At 60.9% G+C, this 18047-nt stretch carries 12 protein-coding genes; 7 read left to right on the forward strand and 5 right to left on the reverse strand.

Annotated elements, in window-relative coordinates; all coding sequences use genetic code 11:
• The first annotated feature begins 21 nt into the window (after positions 1-21).
• Genes astB through astE form a run of 3 tightly spaced genes read left to right on the forward strand, consistent with a single transcriptional unit; the run spans position 22 to position 2761 of the window.
• Positions 22-1368: an N-succinylarginine dihydrolase gene (gene astB, locus BUB69_RS09115; protein ID WP_073164960.1), complete on the forward strand. Its 1347-nt coding sequence runs from the start codon at positions 22-24 to the stop codon at positions 1366-1368.
• Positions 1369-1428: 60 nt separating this feature from the next.
• A complete protein-coding gene (locus BUB69_RS09120; RefSeq protein ID WP_004886111.1) occupies positions 1429-1716 on the forward strand; it encodes a hypothetical protein in 288 nt (95 codons plus the stop codon).
• Between the two features lie 31 nt (positions 1717-1747).
• Entirely contained in the window at positions 1748-2761 is a 1014-nt protein-coding gene (astE, locus tag BUB69_RS09125; RefSeq protein WP_073164966.1) for a succinylglutamate desuccinylase, read from the forward strand.
• A 132-nt stretch (positions 2762-2893) separates the two neighbouring features.
• On the opposite strand, the gene BUB69_RS09130 is transcribed toward astE, so the two are convergent.
• From BUB69_RS09130 to xdhA, 5 genes are all read right to left on the reverse strand, one after another.
• Entirely contained in the window at positions 2894-3091 is a 198-nt protein-coding gene (locus tag BUB69_RS09130; protein WP_073164970.1) for a hypothetical protein, read from the reverse strand.
• A 373-nt stretch (positions 3092-3464) separates the two neighbouring features.
• Entirely contained in the window at positions 3465-4778 is a 1314-nt protein-coding gene (gene guaD / locus BUB69_RS09140) for a guanine deaminase (RefSeq protein WP_073164977.1), read from the reverse strand.
• A 7-nt stretch (positions 4779-4785) separates the two neighbouring features.
• The gene (gene xdhC, locus BUB69_RS09145; RefSeq protein WP_073165672.1) at positions 4786-5625 is read right to left on the reverse strand and encodes a xanthine dehydrogenase accessory protein XdhC; all 840 of its coding nucleotides are present in this window, start codon (positions 5623-5625) and stop codon (positions 4786-4788) included.
• Between the two features lie 271 nt (positions 5626-5896).
• On the reverse strand, positions 5897-8263 hold the full coding sequence (gene xdhB, locus BUB69_RS09150) for a xanthine dehydrogenase molybdopterin binding subunit (RefSeq protein WP_073164981.1): 2367 nt from the start codon (positions 8261-8263) through the stop codon (positions 5897-5899).
• Positions 8256-9710, reverse strand: coding sequence for a xanthine dehydrogenase small subunit (gene xdhA, locus BUB69_RS09155; protein ID WP_073164984.1), 1455 nt, complete (start codon positions 9708-9710; stop codon positions 8256-8258). The genes xdhB and xdhA overlap by 8 nt, the downstream gene beginning before the upstream one ends.
• Positions 9711-9984: 274 nt before the next feature.
• Between xdhA and BUB69_RS09160 the strand changes: the two genes are divergently transcribed.
• The 4 genes from BUB69_RS09160 (at position 9985) to ligA (ending at position 17882) form a co-directional block, all read left to right on the forward strand.
• The gene (locus BUB69_RS09160; RefSeq protein WP_073164987.1) at positions 9985-10644 is read left to right on the forward strand and encodes a GntR family transcriptional regulator; all 660 of its coding nucleotides are present in this window, start codon (positions 9985-9987) and stop codon (positions 10642-10644) included.
• 4 nt (positions 10645-10648) lie between these two features.
• Positions 10649-14137 (forward strand): chromosome segregation protein SMC, encoded by a 3489-nt coding sequence (gene smc / locus BUB69_RS09165; protein WP_073164990.1) that lies wholly within the window; start codon positions 10649-10651, stop codon positions 14135-14137.
• Positions 14138-14532: 395 nt separating this feature from the next.
• Positions 14533-15408: a cell division protein ZipA gene (gene zipA / locus BUB69_RS09175; protein WP_073164993.1), complete on the forward strand. Its 876-nt coding sequence runs from the start codon at positions 14533-14535 to the stop codon at positions 15406-15408.
• A 125-nt stretch (positions 15409-15533) separates the two neighbouring features.
• Positions 15534-17882, forward strand: a complete 2349-nt coding sequence (gene ligA, locus BUB69_RS09180; RefSeq protein WP_073164996.1) for an NAD-dependent DNA ligase LigA — start codon at positions 15534-15536, stop codon at positions 17880-17882.
• Positions 17883-18047: the final 165 nt, after the last annotated feature.

An 18047-nucleotide genomic window follows, 5' to 3' on the forward strand; every position in this document is an offset into this window, starting at 1 on the left:
CAGATCCACGGAGCCTTGCCGATGAAATCCTGTGAAGTGAATTTTGACGGTCTGGTCGGGCCAACCCACAACTACGGCGGGTTGTCCTACGGTAACGTCGCGTCCCAGAGCAACAGCCAGCAATGCTCGAACCCGCGTGAGGCGGCATTGCAGGGTCTGGCGAAGATGAAAGCGCTGATGGACATGGGCTTCACGCAGGGTGTGCTTGCGCCGCAGGAGCGGCCGGATGTGGCCGGTCTGCGTCAACTGGGCTTCACCGGCAGTGACGAACAGGTCATTGAACAAGCCGCCCGGCAGGACATGCCGCTGCTGGTCGCCAGTTGCTCGGCGTCGAGCATGTGGGTCGCCAACGCGGCGACCGTCAGCCCCAGCGCCGACACCGCCGACGGCCGCGTGCACTTCACGGCCGCCAACCTCAATTGCAAATACCACCGCAGCATCGAGCACCCGACCACCAGCCGCGTGCTGGGCGCGATGTTCGCCGATTCCGGGCACTTCGCGCACCATGCTGCCTTGCCGGCGGTTGCCCAGTTCGGTGACGAAGGGGCGGCCAACCACACGCGTTTCTGCCGTGACTACGGCGAAGCAGGGGTGGAGTTTTTTGTGTTCGGGCGCAGCGCCTTCGACACCCGCTATCCCGCGCCGCAGAAATACCCGGCGCGCCAGACGCTTGAAGCGTCGAAAGCCGTCGCTCGTCTGCACGGTTTGAGCGATGAAGGTGTGGTTTATGGCCAGCAGAACCCGTCGGTGATCGATCAGGGCGTGTTTCACAACGATGTGATCGCGGTGGGTAACGGCGAAGTGCTGTTCTATCACGAGGACGCGTTCCTGCACACCGAGTCGATGCTCAGCGAACTGCGCGACAAGCTGGCGCGGGTCGGTGGCCAGTTGCGGGCAATCTGCGTGCCACGTGCCGAAGTCTCGGTGGCGGACGCCGTGCGCTCCTACCTGTTCAACAGCCAGTTGCTGTCGCGGCCTGATGGCACGATGCTGCTGATCGTGCCGCAGGAATGTCAGGCCAACAGCCGCGTCTGGAATTACTTGCAGCGTCTGATTACAGACGACAGCCCGGTGACCGAGGTCAAGGTGTTCGACCTCAAGCAAAGCATGCAGAACGGCGGAGGCCCGGCGTGCTTGCGCCTGCGCGTGGCGCTCAATGAAACCGAGCTGCAGGCCGTCAACTCCGGCGTGATCATGACTGCGCCGTTGTATGAAACCCTGACGCAATGGGTCGACCGCCACTACCGGGATCGCATGAGCGAAAACGATCTGGCTGATCCCCGTTTGCTGACCGAATGCCGAACGGCATTGGATGAACTGACGCAAATCCTTAAACTGGGCGCCGTTTATCCTTTTCAACTCGTTTGAAACCTGCGCACCGAGCCAAGGCCCGGTGCATGATTTTTCCTTTTCAAGAGCATTCCGAATATGAGCGACGCCCTGCAGTTAATCCTCGAAGACACCGATGGCACCCAGCTGGAAACCTCCTGCACCCGCGTTGCCGTCATCTGGCAGGGCAAGGAATTGTGGATTCAACAGGACGGCCGCGGCCAGTTGCTGATCGGCGTTGACGTTGAAGAAGATGACGCCGAATACGCCAACCTGCTGCTGCGCCCACTGGCCACCAACCTGGTCAGTCTGCAACTGGAAATGGAGCCGGCCGACATGGGTGCAGAAGAAGACGGTCATGTGCATGGTCCCGACTGCAACCACTAAGTCCTGACACTCACTCGTAAGGAAGCGTGCCATGCTCGCCCTCGGCAAACTGCTTGAATTGACGTTGGCCGGACGTGAGCCGGCGCAAAAGACTCAACTGACCGTCGAAGGCGTGCGACTGCGCTGGCTGGGCGAGGGGGCTTTGGAAGTCCGTCCGCCCGAGGCTCGCGACAACGGCACTGACCTGCTGCTGTCAGCCGGTATCCATGGCAACGAGACAGCGCCCATCGAGCTGCTGGATCAACTGATTCGCAGCATCGCGCGCGGCGATCTGAAACCGCGCGCACGTATTCTGTTCCTGTTCGGCAACCCGGAGGCCATGCGGCGCGGCACGCGGTTTGTCGAGCAGGACGTCAACCGGCTTTTCAATGGCCGTCATGAGCAAAGCGGCGGCTCCGAGGCCTTGCGCGCCTGCGAGCTGGAGCGAATGGCCGCCAGCTTCTTCAACCTCCCGGACCGATACCGACTGCATTACGACCTGCACACCGCGATCCGGGGTTCGAAGATCGAGCAATTTGCGCTGTATCCCTGGAAAGAAGGCCGCCTGCATTCGCGCCGTGAACTGGCCCGGTTGCGTGCCGCCGGTATGAGTGCCGTGCTGTTGCAGAACAAGCCGTCCATTGTGTTCAGCGCCTACACCTATGATCAGTTGGGTGCCGAAGCCTTCACGCTGGAGTTGGGCAAGGCCCGGCCGTTCGGTCAGAACCAGCAGGTCAACCTGGCGCCGCTGCGGGCCAGCCTTGAGCAGTTGATACAAGGCACTGAGCCCGAGCCGGACGACACGCTCGTCGGCCTGCAACTGTTCAGCGTGGCGCGGGAAGTCATCAAGCGCAGCGACGCTTTCACGTTTCATCTGGCCGATGACGTGGAGAATTTTTCCCCGTTGAAAAAAGGGTTTGTCCTCGCCGAAGACGTGAGCGATTCACGCTGGGTGGTGCAGGAAGAGGGGGCGCGGATCATCTTTCCCAATCCGAAAGTGAAGAACGGCTTGCGCGCCGGGATTCTGGTGGTGCCTGTGGCAGCGGATGCATTGGCGCTGGCCTAGCGCGGTGTTGCTGAATGGACGCAGCGCGGTGGGAGAATCCAGGGGTGCGGGAAGCGATGTTGCGGTGATACGGTCAGCGTCTGACCCTGGCTGACGGAGATCGCTTGCGTCGCGCATGCCCACGCTGGCGAATCAATGAAGAACCCGGCGGCTCTCCCCGATCCTGATTCTGTCGAGTGCCCTGTTTAACGCGTTCAAGGCGTCGAGCAAGGCATTCGCCTCGGCTTCCCGGCCATCGCCCCAGAGGCGTTCAGCCATTTTGTTGAGTGCCTGGATAGAGCGCTCGATATCAGCAGCCGTTACGGCGTTTGTTTGAGGTTTGCCGGGCATTGATTATCCTTCCTCGCAGACGCCTATGGGCAGACAGCAGGCGTTCGAGACTGCCGCTTGGTCCACAGGATATGACCTTTGATTGTTCCTCGGGACCACGACTCGGTCGTCATGTAGCAGTGACCGTCCAGGCGCTCAACGAACGTCCTTGGATAACCCTCAGGCTCATCTCCATCGAGACGCATCCAGTTTTGATCTGTCGAGGTCACTGATCGATAAGGCATGCAGGCTGCCAGTATGAACAGTGAGAGCGCCAAAACCACCTTTTTCATATCAATCCCAATCAGTCCGGCGCTGTGTTGATCGTGCGGTTATGGCGCTTCGTGGAAACGTATGCCGATTTCAGACCTTGGGAGCGACTGTCCGGGTGTCATCATCCCCGCACATGCACCCGCTCACCTGCCGACCACGTCTCCTTCACTGTCCGGTCATCGCCGAGGGTCATCAGCACGAACAGAATCTCTTCTATATCTTTCGTCTGCTTCAAACGGTAGGACAACAGCGGCGTGGCGGTGTAGTCCAGCACCAGGAAGTCCGCTTCGTTGCCAGCCTTCAGGCTGCCGACCTTGTCCTCCAGGCGCAGCGCCCTTGCGCCGCCCAATGTCGCCAGATACAGCGATTTCAGCGGGCTGAGTCGCGCGCCCTGCATCTGCATCACCTTGTACGCTTCGTTCAGCGTTTGCAGGATCGAAAAGCTGGTGCCACCACCGACATCAGTGCCCAGACCCACATTGACCTTGTGCTTCTCGGCCATCGGCAGGTTGAACAGGCCGCTGCCCAGAAACAGGTTAGAGGTGGGGCAGAAGGCGATGGCCGAGCCGGTTTCTGCCAACCGTGCGCACTGTTCGTCGCACAGGTGCACGCCGTGGGCGAACACCGAGCGTTCGCTCAGCAGGTTGAAATGGTCGTAGACGTCCAGATAGTGCTTGCGCTCCGGGAACAGCGCCTTGACCCATTCGACTTCCTGCAGGTTCTCACTGATGTGGGTCTGCATGTACAGGCCGGGGTACTCCTGGAGCAGTTGACCGGCCACGGTCAGTTGCTCCGGGCTGCTGGTCGGCGCGAAGCGCGGCGTCACTGCATAGCTCAGGCGACCCTGGCCATGCCAGCGTTCAATCAGCGCCTTGCTGTCGGCGTAGCCGGACTCGGGCGTATCCACCAGATAGTCCGGCGCGTTGCGGTCCATCATCACCTTGCCGGCAATCATGCGCAGGTTGAGCTGTTGCGCGGCGCTGAAAAACGCGTCGACCGACGCTTTGTGCACGCTGCCGAACACCAGCGCCGTTGTCGTGCCATTGCGCAGCAGTTCCTTGATGAAGATATCCGCGACGTGCGCCGAATGCTCAGGGTCGGCGAACTGCCGCTCGCACGGGAAAGTGTAGGTGTTGAGCCAGTCCAGTAACTGCTCGCCATACGCGCCGATCATGCCGGTCTGCGGGAGGTGGATGTGCGTGTCAATGAAGCCGGGCGTGATCAGGGCGTTCGGGTACTCGATCAGCTCGACGTCGTCATCCAGAATGGTGAGCAAGTCTTCGGCATGACCGATGGCCGTGATCCGGCCGTTCTCAACCACCATCAGGCCGTCCGCGAAATACTCGCAGGACGCCTGTGGTCCGACTTCGGCAGGGTCGGCGATGCTGTGGACGATGGCTGCGCGGTAGGCTTTACGGGACGTCACTGAACTCATGGGCATCTCAAGATGGCCTGCTGCGGCGCGAGGCGGGCAGCAGTTTGGCGATAGGTGGGGTGTCAGCGTGTTGCTGGCCAAAACTTGCGTTGTAGGTGGCAATGACCTCGGCGGCGATGGACACGGCGATTTCGATGGGCAGCTTGCCTTTCACTTCGGCCAGCCCCATCGGGCAGCGCATGCGTTGCAGCAGAGCTGCGTCGAAACCACGTTCACGCAGCCGGTGTTCGAACTTGACCCGCTTGGTGCGCGAGCCGATCAGGCCGAAGTAGCCGAAGTCGCCACGCTTGAGAATCGCGGCGGTCAGTTCCAGATCCAATTGATGGTTGTGGGTCATCACGATGCAGTAACTCCCGACGGGCAGATTCGCCACTTCTTCGACCGGCTCGTCGTTCAGGATCCTCGTAACGGCCTCAGGCATCGGCGTGGGGAATTCGCTCTCGCGGGAATCGATCCAGCGTACGCGGCAGGGCAGGCTGGCCAGCAGCGGCACCAGCGCGCGGCCGACATGTCCGGCACCGAATACGGCAATCTGTGCGACGGGCTCGCCCATGGGTTCGAACAGCAGCACGTTCACGCCGCCGCAGCACTGGCCAAGACTGGCGCCCAGGTTGAAGCGCTCCAGCCGGGTGTGCCGCGTGCCGCTGGCGAGCATTTCTCGGGCGATCGCCATGGCCTTGTATTCCAGATGCCCGCCGCCGATGGTGTCGTGAATGCGCTCGGCACTGACTACCATCTTCGAACCGGCATTGCGTGGCGTTGAGCCCAGTTCCTCAATGATCGTCACCAGAATGGCAGGCTCGCCACGGGCCTGAAGCTCGGCCAGGGCGCTGATCCAGTTATTCATTGCCCAGTCCGCCAAGGCCGTGGGAGCGGACTTGTCCGCGAAAGCCATGGTTCAAACGATCCTGCTTCGGCGGATGTACCGACCTCTTCGTGAGCAAGCTCACTCCCACAGGGATGTGAACTGCGCACTCCGTGGGAGCGAGCTTGCTCGCGAAGACTGTGTTTCAGACGCCCTAGGTGCAGTGCTTGTACTGGCTGCTTCGCGAGCAAGCTCGTTCCCACGAGTCGAGTGACGGTTGTGCTCACGCTCCGTGAGGAGCCGTTTGTAGCGGTTACAAACATACCGTTTCCCCCCACTCACGCATCTGCTCGCAGCCCCACAACACCTTCTCCGGCGTCGCAGGGGCGTCGATTCGGGGTTGGTGGCGGTAGTCGGCGAGGCTGGCAACCGCATCCTTGATCGCGCACCACGCCGCGATCCCCAGCATGAACGGCGGCTCACCCACAGCTTTGGAGTGAAACACCGTGTCTTCCGGGTTCTTGCGGTTCTCCACCAGCTTGACCCGCAGGTCCAGCGGCATGTCGGCCACGGCCGGGATTTTGTACGACGCGGGACCTGTGGTCAGCAGTTTGCCCTTGGCGTTCCACACCAGCTCTTCGGTGGTCAGCCAGCCAGCGCCCTGAATGTAACCGCCTTCGACCTGGCCGATATCGATGGCAGGATTCAGCGAGGCGCCAACGTCATGCAGGATGTCGGTGCGCAGCATCTTGTATTCGCCGGTCAGGGTGTCGACGATCACTTCGGCACAGGCCGCGCCAAAGGCAAAGTAATAGAACGGCCGGCCCCGCGCCTGACTGCGGTCGTAGAAGATTTTCGGCGTTTTGTAATAGCCGGTGCTGGACAGTGACACCTGACCCATCCACGCCAACTGAGCCAGTTCGGCGAACGACAACAGGGTGTCGCCGACCCGCACATGCCCATTGCGAAACTCGACCTGGTGTTCCTCGACCTTGAAATGCCGTGCCGCAAATACGACCAGTCGTTGCCTGAGGATCTCGGCCGCGTTCTGCGCGGCCTTGCCGTTGAGGTCGGTGCCGCTGGAGGCCGCCGTGGGCGAGGTATTGGGCACCTTGTCGGTGTTGGTGGCGGTGATCTGGATGCGCTCGATATCCACCTGAAACACCTCGGCCACCACCTGCGCGACCTTGACGTTCAAGCCTTGGCCCATTTCGGTGCCGCCATGGTTCAGGTGAATGCTGCCGTCGGTGTAAATGTGGATCAGCGCACCGGCCTGATTGAGAAAACTGGCCGTAAAGGAAATGCCGAACTTCACCGGTGTCAGCGCCAGGCCTTTCTTCAGGATCGGGCTGCCGGCATTGAAAGCGCGAATGGCTTCGCGACGCTCGGCGTACTCGCAGCTCTGCTCCAGGTCCGCCGTCATTTCTTCCAGCAGGTTGTGCTCGACGGTCTGGTAATAATGCGTGACGTTGCGCTCAGTCTTGCCGTAGTAGTTGACCTTGCGCACGGCCAGCGGGTCCTTGCCCAGGTAGCGGGCGATGCAGTCCATGACCTCTTCGATGGCGACCATGCCTTGCGGCCCGCCGAAGCCGCGGTACGCGGTGTTGGATGCCGTGTGAGTCTTGCAGCGATGGCCGTTGATCGTCGCTTCGCCGAGGTAATACGCGTTATCGGCGTGAAACATGGCGCGATCAACGATCGATGCCGATAAGTCCGGCGAGTAGCCGCAGTTGCCGGCCAGATCCAGCTCGATGCCCTGCAGACGACCGGTGTCGTCAAACCCCACGTCGTACTCGATGTAGAACGGGTGCCGCTTGCCGGTCATGATCATGTCTTCGACGCGTTGCAGGCGCATCTTGGTCGGCTGGCCGGTCAGTCGTGCCACGACGGCGCACAGGCACGCGGGACTGGCCGCCTGGGTTTCCTTGCCTCCGAAGCCGCCGCCCATACGGCGCATGTCGACCACGATCCGGTTCATCGGAACGTCCAGCACCTCAGCCACCAGTTTCTGGATTTCGGTAGGGTTCTGGGTCGAGCTGTAGACGATCATGCCGCCATCTTCAGTGGGCATCACCGAAGCGATCTGTGTCTCCAGGTAGAAATGTTCCTGCCCGCCGATGTGCAGGCTGCCTTGCAGGCGATGGGGTGCGCCTTGCAGCGCCGTTGCCGAGTCGCCGCGCTTGTGGGTGTGGCTGTCGAGCACGAAATGCTTCTGGCGCAAAGCCTGCACCACATCCAGCACCGGTTCCAGGTCTTCGTATTCGATCACCGCCGCCATGGCGGCCTCGCGGGCAGTGTCCAGATCGCGCGCGGCCACGGCCAGCACCGGCTGGCCGACGAACTCGACCTTGTCGATGGCCAGCAGCGGGTCGCCGGGCAGCAACGGACCGATGTCTTTCAGGCCTGGAATGTCTTCGTGAGTGATGACGATCCGCACGCCTTCGATCGCGTAGCAAGGCGTGGTGTCGACGCTGAGGATACGTGCATGGGCGCGGTCTGACAGCCGGGCATACACATGCAATTGATTGGGAAACTCCAGCCGGTCATCGATGTACACGGCTTCGCCGGACACGTGCTTGTCGGCGCTGTCATGCTTGACGCTGCGACCTGCGCCGGTGGTGATTCCTTGCTCGAACAGAGCTGCCATCTCGGCCTGAGTGAGCGGGGCGTGGTCAGACATAGTGAGTCACCCGCGTTGGTGTGTGAGGTGTCTGCAATTCGATGAAGCATTTGCGCAACAGATTGCGGGCACTGAGTAGGCGGTATTCCTTGCTGGCACGGAAGTCCGTCAGCGGGGTGAAGTCTTCACCCAGCGCCGTGCAGGCGCGCTCGACGGTCTCGCTGGTCCAGCGCTGTCCAGCCAATGCCCGCTCACAGGCCGCTGCACGTTTTGGAATGGCTGCCATGCCGCCGAAGGCCACCCGCGCGTGTTCGATGAAGCCGTCGGTGATCTGCAGGTGAAAGGCTGCGCAGACCGCCGAGATATCATCGTCCAGTCGCTTGGACACCTTGTAGGCTTTGAATACCTGAAGAGCGTTTGCAGTCGGCACGATGATTTTTTCGATGAACTCGCTTTCCTGACGCGCTGTGACCTTGTAATCGATGAAGTAATCCTCCAGCGCCAGCGTGCGTTGGGCAGCACCTTTGCGCAGCACAATCTGCGCCCCGAGCGCGATCAGCAGTGGCGGGGCGTCGCCGATAGGAGAGGCGTTGCCGATGTTGCCGCCCAACGTGCCCTGGTTGCGAATCTGCAACGAAGCGAAGCGTTGCAGCAGCTCGCCGAAGTCGGGGTATTCGGCTGTGAGTGCGGCGTAACAATCGGTCAGCGGCGTGGCTGCGCCGATCTCCAGGCGATCCTCGAAACGCTCGACGCGCTTCATCGCCTCGATGTGCCCGACATAGATCATCACCGGCAGCGCCTTGTGGAACTGGGTCACTTCCAGTGCCAGATCGGTGCCGCCAGCCAATAGGCGTGCCTGAGGGTTTGCGTCATACAGGTCGGCGAGATCGGCGACGGTCAGCGGGATCAGACAGCGTTTTTCACCGTCGTTCAGCTCGCCGGTCTGGTGCGGGGCGATGGCGCGCAAGCGCTCAATGGTCTGTGCTCGAAGCTGATCGAACTGATCAGGCTCACGCTGGGCGCAGGCCTGTTCGGCGGCGGCCAGAATCGGGCGATAGCCCGTGCAACGGCATAGATTGCCGGCCAGCGCTTCGTGGGCCTGATGGACATCGGCCTGCTCGCTGTTCTTCTGCAGAGCAAACAGCGACATCACGAAGCCTGGCGTGCAGAAGCCGCATTGCGAGCCGTGACACTCGACCATCGCCTGCTGGACGCTGTGCAAGCGGCCCTGATGCTTGAGGTCCTCGACACTGATCAATTGCTTGCCATGCAGCGAAGCGACAAAGGTCAGGCATGAATTCAGGCTGCGATAGCGCAGGTGTTGCTCGCCCGTGGCGTCGGTTTCCAGCTCGCCTACCACAACAGTGCAGGCGCCGCAGTCACCGCTGGCGCACCCTTCCTTGGTGCCGGGCTTGTGTGCCTGCTCACGCAGATAGGTCAGCACGGTCATGTTCGGATCGAGGGTACGCTCGGTTTTTAGCGCTTGGTTCAAAAGGAACTGAATCACGGCGTAATGCCCTCAATTGACTGTCATCGGACATGTCGATGAATTTATCAGCTTTGTTTATTGGGTCAATTTGTTTCTGACCCTCGGGTCAGGAAATCAGGTTTTCGGCACCTCTGCCGATCAAAAGCGTCACACGCTTTGAATCGCCTGTCGGGCAATGGTCGAGGTTTTGCGTGTTTCGTGCCAGATTCGGTGGTCGTGGCCCTGCGCCATGCCTGTTGGTTGCGATACACTCCGCCTCTTGTTTGTAGAACTGGTTTTTTGAAGGATAGTCATGACGTTCAAGGCACCGGACAGCCTCGCTGAGCAAATAGCCCATCACCTTGCGGAACGGATCATCCGCGGTGAGCTCAAGCCTGGAGAGCGAATCCAGGAGCAAAAAGTCACGCAGGCGTTGAACGTCAGTCGTGGTTCAGTGCGCGAAGCACTGCTGATTCTGGAACGCCGCCATCTGGTCGCGATCCTGCCGCGCCGTGGTGCGCAGGTCACGGTGCTCAACGCCCACAATGTCACCAGCCTCTGCGCGCTGATGAGCGAGCTGTACATTCTGCTGGCCAACGCGGTCGCCGAACACTGGAAAAGCCCGGACGATCTGGCGCCGTTTCTGGCCATTCAACAGCGTCTGCAGGCCAGCTTCGAAAGCGTCGACGTCAAGGCTTTCGTCGAAGAGAGCTTCAATGTCATGCGCGCCGCATATCCGTTTGCCAACAATCCGTACCTTGAAGAGACCATCGAGAACCTGCAGCCGTCCATGAGCCGCAGCTACTTTCTGGCCCTCGAACAGCGCAAGGCCGAGATGAGCGATTACGTGGAGCTGTTTGGCCAGCTGCTGGAAGCGGTCGTGGCGCGGGACCTTGCGCAGGTTCGTGTGGTACTGGTCAGTTACTGCCAGCGCAGTTGTCAGTCGGTTCTTTCCGCTTTGGCAGCGAGCTGACGCCATGCGCCTGAAGTGCATCAAGCTGGCGGGATTCAAGTCCTTCGTCGATCCCACCACGGTGAACTTCCCCAGCAATATGGCGGCCGTTGTCGGCCCCAACGGGTGTGGCAAATCCAACATCATCGACGCCGTGCGCTGGGTCATGGGCGAAAGCTCGGCCAAGAACCTGCGCGGCGAGTCGATGACCGACGTCATCTTCAATGGCTCGACCAGTCGCAAACCGGTCAGTCAGGCGAGTATCGAGCTGGTGTTCGATAACTCCGATGGCACGCTGGTGGGCGAATATGCGGCCTACGCGGAAATTTCCATTCGCCGCAAAGTGACCCGAGACAGCCAGAACAGCTACTACCTCAACGGCACCAAATGCCGTCGTCGTGACATTACCGATATTTTCCTCGGCACCGGTCTGGGGCCGCGCAGCTACTCGATCATCGAGCAGGGCATGATCTCCAAGCTGATCGAAGCCAAGCCCGAGGACCTGCGCAATTTCATCGAAGAAGCGGCAGGCATTTCCAAGTACAAGGAGCGCCGCCGAGAGACCGAAAATCGCATCCGTCGAACGCACGAAAACCTTGCGCGCCTGACCGATCTGCGTGAAGAGCTGGAGCGTCAGCTTGAGCGGCTGCACCGACAGGCTCAGGCCGCCGAGAAGTATCAGGAATACAAGACCGAAGAACGCCAGCTCAAGGCGCAACTGTCAGCGCTGCGCTGGCAGGCGTTGAACGAGCAGGTCGGTCAGCGTGAATCGGTGATCGGCGGACAAGAGGTCGGCTTCGAGGCGCTGGTCGCCGATCAGCGCAGTGCCGACGCCAGCATCGAAAGGCTGCGTGACGGCCATCATGACCTCTCCGAGCGCTTCAATCTGGTGCAGGGCCGTTTCTATTCGGTGGGCGGCGACATTGCCCGCGTCGAGCAGAGCATCCAGCACGATCAGCAGCGTCTGCGCCAGTTGCAGGACGATCTGCGCGAGGCCGAACGCGCGCGCCAGGAAACCGAATCGCATTTGGGCCACGACACCACGTTGCTGGCGACCCTGAGCGAAGAGCTGGACATGCTCGAGCCCGAGCAGGAAATCACCAGCGCAGCGGCCGAAGAGTCGGCCATCGCCCTTGAGGACGCCGAAGCGGCCATGCAGGGCTGGCAGGAGCAGTGGGATGTGTTCAATCAGCAGTCTGCCGAGCCACAGCGTCAGGCCCAGGTTCAGCAATCGCGCATCCAGCAGCTTGAACAAAGCATGGAGCGGCTGGCCGAGCGCCAGCGGCGTCTGGCAGAGGAGCGCCAGTTGCTGGCCGCCGACCCTGAAGACGCCGCGATTCTCGAACTGAGCGAAGACCTCGCCACCCGTGACATGACCCTTGAAGAGCTGCATCTGGGCGAAGAGCAGGCTGTCGAGCGTCTTGAGCAATTGCGCGAAGCCTTGCAGCGCGCCAATCAGGATCAACAACAGGCGCAGGGCCAGTTGCAGCGTCTCAACGGCCGACTGGCCTCGCTGGAAGCCCTGCAACAGGCTGCTCTCGATCCCGATACCGGTACGGCCGAATGGCTGCGTGACCAGCAACTGGATCAGCGCCCGCGCCTGGCGCAAAGCCTCACGGTGGAGGCTGGCTGGGAAATGGCAGTCGAAACCGTGCTGGGTGCCGACTTGCAGGCCGTGCTGGTCGATGATTTCGACGGGCTGGACCTGGCGAATTTCCAGCAGGGCGATCTGCGTCTGTTGAGCGCGAGTGCCGACACCCAGCGTATCGCGGGCAGCCTGCTTGAAAAGGTGGAAAGCGATATCGACCTGACCGCCTGGCTGGGGCAGGTGATCCCGGTCAACGATCTGGACGAGGCGCTGGCCCGGCGTGGGCAACTGGCCGCTGGTCAGAGCCTGATCAGTCGCGACGGTTATTGGGTCGGGCGGCATTTTCTGCGAGTCCGGCGCGCCAGCGAAGCCCAGAGCGGCGTGCTGGCACGCGGTCAGGAATTGCAGCAACTCGGCATTGAGCGTGACGAGCGCGAAGCGACGCTGGCCGCGCTGGAAGAACAGCTGCTGACCCTGCGCGAGCAGCAATCGCAGCAGGAAGAATCAAGAGAGCAACTGCGCCGTCGCGTGCAGGACGAGACCCGTCAGCAAAGCGAGCTCAAGGCGCAGCTGTCAGCGGCCAAGGCCAAGGTCGAACAGCTGACGCTACGTCGTACCCGTCTGGATGAAGAGCTGGCCGAGCTGGGCGAGCAACGTGCCGTCGAACATGAGCATCTGGGCGAGTCGCGTCTTGAGTTGCAGGACGCGCTGGACGCCATGGCGCAAGACACCGAACAACGTGAGGTGCTGCAGGCCCAGCGCGACAGCCTGCGCGAGCGACTGGACCGCGTGCGCCAGGAAGCCCGCCTGCACAAGGACCGCAGCCATCAGTTGGCGGTGCGTCTGGGATCGCTCAAGGCGCAGCATGACTCGACACGTCAGGCGCTGGAGCGCTTGCAGATGCAGTCCGAGCGCCTGACGGAAAAGCGCGAGCAGTTGAGCCTGAACCTGGAGGAGGGCGAAGCGCCGCTGGAAGAACTGCGCCTCAAGCTCGAGGAGTTGCTGGAGCGGCGCATGGTGGTCGATGACGAAATGCGCATCGCCAAGAACGCCCTGGAAGACGCGGATCGCGAACTGCGTGACGCTGAAAAGCGCCGTACCCAGGCCGAGCAACAGTCGCAATTGCTGCGCGGCCAGCTCGAACAGCAGCGTCTGGAATGGCAGGCCCTGACGGTGCGCCGCAAGGCTCTGCAGGATCAGCTGCATGAAGATGGCTACGACCTGCACGGCGTGCTCGCCACACTGACGCCTGAAGCCAGCGAGCAGGCCGCCGAGCAGCAACTGGAAAGCATCGCCGCACGTATCCAGCGCCTGGGCGCGATCAACCTGGCTGCCATCGACGAATACCAGCAGCAGTCCGAGCGCAAGCGCTATCTGGATGCTCAGGATGCCGATCTGGTCGAGGCACTGGAGACACTGGAAAACGTGATCCGCAAGATCGACAAGGAGACCCGCAATCGCTTCAAGGATACCTTCGATCAGATAAACAGCGGAATTCAGGCACTTTTCCCAAAAGTTTTCGGTGGTGGCTCCGCTTATTTGGAACTGACGGGCGAAGATTTACTCGATACAGGGGTGACAATCATGGCGCGTCCTCCTGGCAAGAAAAACAGCACCATTCATTTGCTGTCCGGTGGGGAAAAAGCACTGACTGCACTGGCATTGGTTTTTGCCATTTTCAAACTCAATCCGGCGCCGTTCTGCATGCTCGACGAAGTCGATGCGCCGCTGGACGACGCCAACGTTGGCCGATACGCCCGACTGGTGAAGGAGATGTCGCAAACGGTGCAGTTCATCTACATCACCCACAACAAGATCGCCATGGAGATGGCCGATCAGCTGATGGGGGTCACCATGCATGAGCCGGGCTGTTCACGGTTGGTGGCGGTGGATGTCGAGGAGGCCATGGCGCTAGTGGATGCTTAGGCTCTGTACGAAAAGTGGCTGCGCTCGGTGATGCTGCGTTAAAAACAGGCTCGGAATGCTCATTTACAACACGTAGACTCCGCTTCCTCGCCTGTTTTTGCCTTGCCTGACCTTCGCTCGCCGACTTTTCGTACAAAACCTGGGCAAATACACCCGATTCGGTGGGGAAAATGGCAGTACCGGCCCTGAAAATGTGAGGTCCGTGCGGTAGATATCAATTTGTGCGCCAAAGAGGTGTTACAGACGGTGTAAAGTTACCTTTGGTCGTGCTAGTTTAGTGACCACTTTTTATTTTCGCGTGGGCAAAATGCCAGTCAGAACATAGACTTGGCACCACGTATTAAAGGGGTTTAGGCCCTTATTTTCAGAATTCTTCATTAGAGGCACTGGATTACATGGAAATCGGTCTGCGCGAGTGGCTGATCGTCATCGGCATAATTGTCATTGCCGGTATTCTCTTCGATGGCTGGCGCCGTATGCGCGGCGGCAAGGGGAAATTGAAATTCAGGCTGGACCGCAGCTTCTCCAACCTTCCGGACGACGAGGAAACCACCTCCGCCGAAGTGCTGGGGCCGCCCCGTGTACTGGATACTCACAAGGAACCGCAGCTTGACGAACACGACCTGCCGTCGATGAGCGCCAGCCCGCGGGACAACGCACGCGAGAACACGCGTGAGAGCAAACGCAGCAACAGCGACAAGAAGCGCAAGGGCGAGCCGCATCAGGGCGACCTGAACCTGGACATGGACGGCCCGAGTCTGTTCACAGGCCGCGACGACGATTTCCCGGACGACAAGCCGACCCAGACCATCACCGAAGACAAGGACCTGCCTCCGGTCGAAGAAGTGCTGGTCATCAGCGTGATCTCGCGCAGCGAAGGCGGTTTCAAGGGGCCTGCGTTGTTGCAGAACATTCTGGAGAGCGGCCTGCGTTTCGGCGAAATGGACATCTTCCACCGTCACGAAAGCATGGCAGGTAACGGCGAAGTGCTGTTTTCCATGGCCAACGCGGTCAAGCCGGGCGTGTTCGATCTGGACGACATCGACCATTTCAGTACCCGTGCCGTGAGCTTCTTCCTCGGTCTGCCGGGTCCGCGTCATCCCAAGCAGGCATTCGACGTCATGGTCGCGGCGGCCCGCAAGCTGGCGCACGAACTGGACGGCGAGCTGAAGGATGATCAACGTAGCGTGATGACCGCACAGACCATCGAGCACTATCGCCAGCGCATCGTTGAATTCGAGCGTCGTGCATTGACTCAGCGTCGCGGCTGAGCCTCTACCGTGTCGGCCCTGGTTGAATCGCATCCACTGCATTCCACCAGGGCCGGATACCGGTACAACAGAACCATCCGATCGAGCAGCCCAGGCTGCTCTTTTGCTTTTTGAGAGAACACCGTATGAAGGCCGTCGAAACCCGAATCCTGGAACTGCGCGCAGAGCTGGATCAGCATAACTACCGCTACCACGTTCTGGATGAGCCCAGCATTCCCGATGTCGAATACGACCGCCTGTTTCATGAACTCAAGGCGCTGGAAGCCGAGAACCCGCATCTGGTGACGCCCGATTCGCCCACCCAGCGGGTTGGCAGCGCGGCGTTGTCGGCGTTCACTCAGGTGCGTCACGAGATGCCGATGCTCAGCCTGGGCAACGCGTTCGAAGAAAACGACATGCATGAGTTCGACCGTCGGGTAACCGAAGGCCTGGATCTGCCGGAAGGCAGTCGCAAGGTTCAGTACAGTTGCGAGCCCAAGCTCGACGGCCTGGCGGTCAGTCTGTTGTACCGCGACGGCGCGCTGGTGCGTGGCGCGACGCGGGGTGACGGGGCGACAGGTGAGGACATCAGCGTCAATGTGCGCACGGTGCGCAACATTCCGCTCAAGCTGCATGGCACCGGCTGGCCTGACGTGCTGGAAGTGCGTGGCGAAGTGTTCATGTCCAAGGCCGGTTTCGAGCGGCTTAACGCCAGCCAGCTGGAAGTGGGCGGCAAGACCTTCGCCAACCCGCGCAACGCTGCTGCCGGGAGCCTGCGCCAGCTGGATTCGAAGATCACCGCCAACCGTCCGCTGGAATTCTGCTGCTATGGCCTGGGCCAGGTTTCTGCTGAAGTGGCTGATACCCACGTGGGCGTGCTCAATCAGCTCAAGGCATGGGGCATGCCGGTCAGTCACGAACTGAAGCTGGCGGATGGTATCGAAGCGTGTCTGGACTACTACCGTGATATCGGCGAGCGGCGTTTGTCGCTGAGCTACGAGATCGACGGCGTGGTGTTCAAGGTCAACCGACTGGCCGACCAGCGTGAACTGGGTTTCCGTGCCCGCGAGCCGCGCTGGGCAATTGCTCATAAATTCCCGGCCATGGAAGAGCTGACCGAGCTGCTGGACGTCGAATTTCAGGTGGGACGCACCGGCGCGGTGACCCCGGTTGCGCGTTTGAAGCCGGTGAAGGTTGCGGGTGTCACGGTTGCCAATGCGACCCTGCATAACATGGACGAAGTGGCGCGCCTGGGCCTGATGATCGGCGACACGGTGATCATTCGTCGTGCCGGGGATGTCATCCCGCAGGTCGTGCAGGTGGTCATGGAGCGTCGTCCCGACGACGCCCGGCCAGTCGAGGTACCGAAAACCTGTCCGGTGTGCGGCTCGCATGTCGAACGCACGCAGCTGATCAAGCGCAGCAAGGGCAAGGCAACCGTCAGCGAAGGCGCGGTGTACCGTTGCGTGGGTCGCCTGGCCTGTGGCGCACAGCTCAAGCAGGCCATCATCCATTATGTGTCGCGTCGCGCCATGGACATCGAAGGCCTGGGCGACAAGACCATCGAGCAACTGGTGGACGAAAAGCTGATCGGCTCGCCTGCCGACCTCTACAAACTCGAATACGAGCAGATCATCGACCTGGAAGGTTTTGCCAAAATCTCCAGCGAAAAGCTGCTCAAGGCGATTGCCGACAGTCGTCAGCCAACGCTGTCACGCTTCATCTACGCGCTGGGTATTCCGGATGTTGGTGAGGAGACGGCCAAGGTGCTGGGGCGTTCGCTGGCGTCTCTGGATCGCGTCAGGCAGGCGCTGCCTGAAGTGCTCACGTACCTGCCGGACGTCGGCCTGGAAGTCGCTCATGAGATTCACAGCTTCTTCGAGGATGAGCACAACCGTCACGTGATCGACGCACTGCTGGGCGAATGCGGTCTGCAATTGCAGGATCAGGGTGAGCTGGGTGCCGAGTTCGCTGCCAGTACCACGCTTGAAAGTTTGATCGACAAACTGCACGTGCCTTCGGTCGGTCCGGGTGCCGCACAGAAGCTGGCCGACAAGTTCGGCACGCTGGAGGCCGTGATTAGCGCAGACTGGCTGGATATGCGTCAGGCGTTGCCGGAGAAGCAGGCGAAAGCAGTGCGTGATTTCTTCGATGATACGGCCAACGCCGAGCGTGCCCGGGCTATCGAAGCGCAACTCAAGGACTTCGGTATGCACTGGCGCAGCGAGAAAAAGGTCGTCGAAGGCCTGCCGCTGGCCGGGCAGACCTGGGTGCTGACCGGCACCCTGGAGCGTATGAGCCGCGAGGTCGCCAAGGAAAAACTCGAAAGCCTGGGTGCCAAGGTCTCAGGCTCGGTCTCGGCCAAGACCCATACTGTGGTTGCAGGACCGGGTGCGGGCTCGAAGCTGACCAAAGCCAATGAACTGGGCCTGACAGTGCTGGATGAAGATGCGCTGCTGTCGCGCCTGAGCGAACTGGGTGTGGCGGTGGATTGATAATCAGGTGGTGGGAGGCGGCTTGCCGGCGATAGCGGCGGTGCAGTTCACATCACAGTGGGAGTGAGCTTGCTCACGAAGAGGCCAGTACATCCGCTGAAGAGCCATGGCTTTCACGGACACGTCCGCTCCCACGGGGTGCAGTTCATTCGTTCTGCGGTTATC

The organism is Pseudomonas asturiensis (assembly GCF_900143095.1).
GTDB classification, from domain to species: Bacteria; Pseudomonadota; Gammaproteobacteria; order Pseudomonadales; family Pseudomonadaceae; genus Aquipseudomonas; species Aquipseudomonas asturiensis.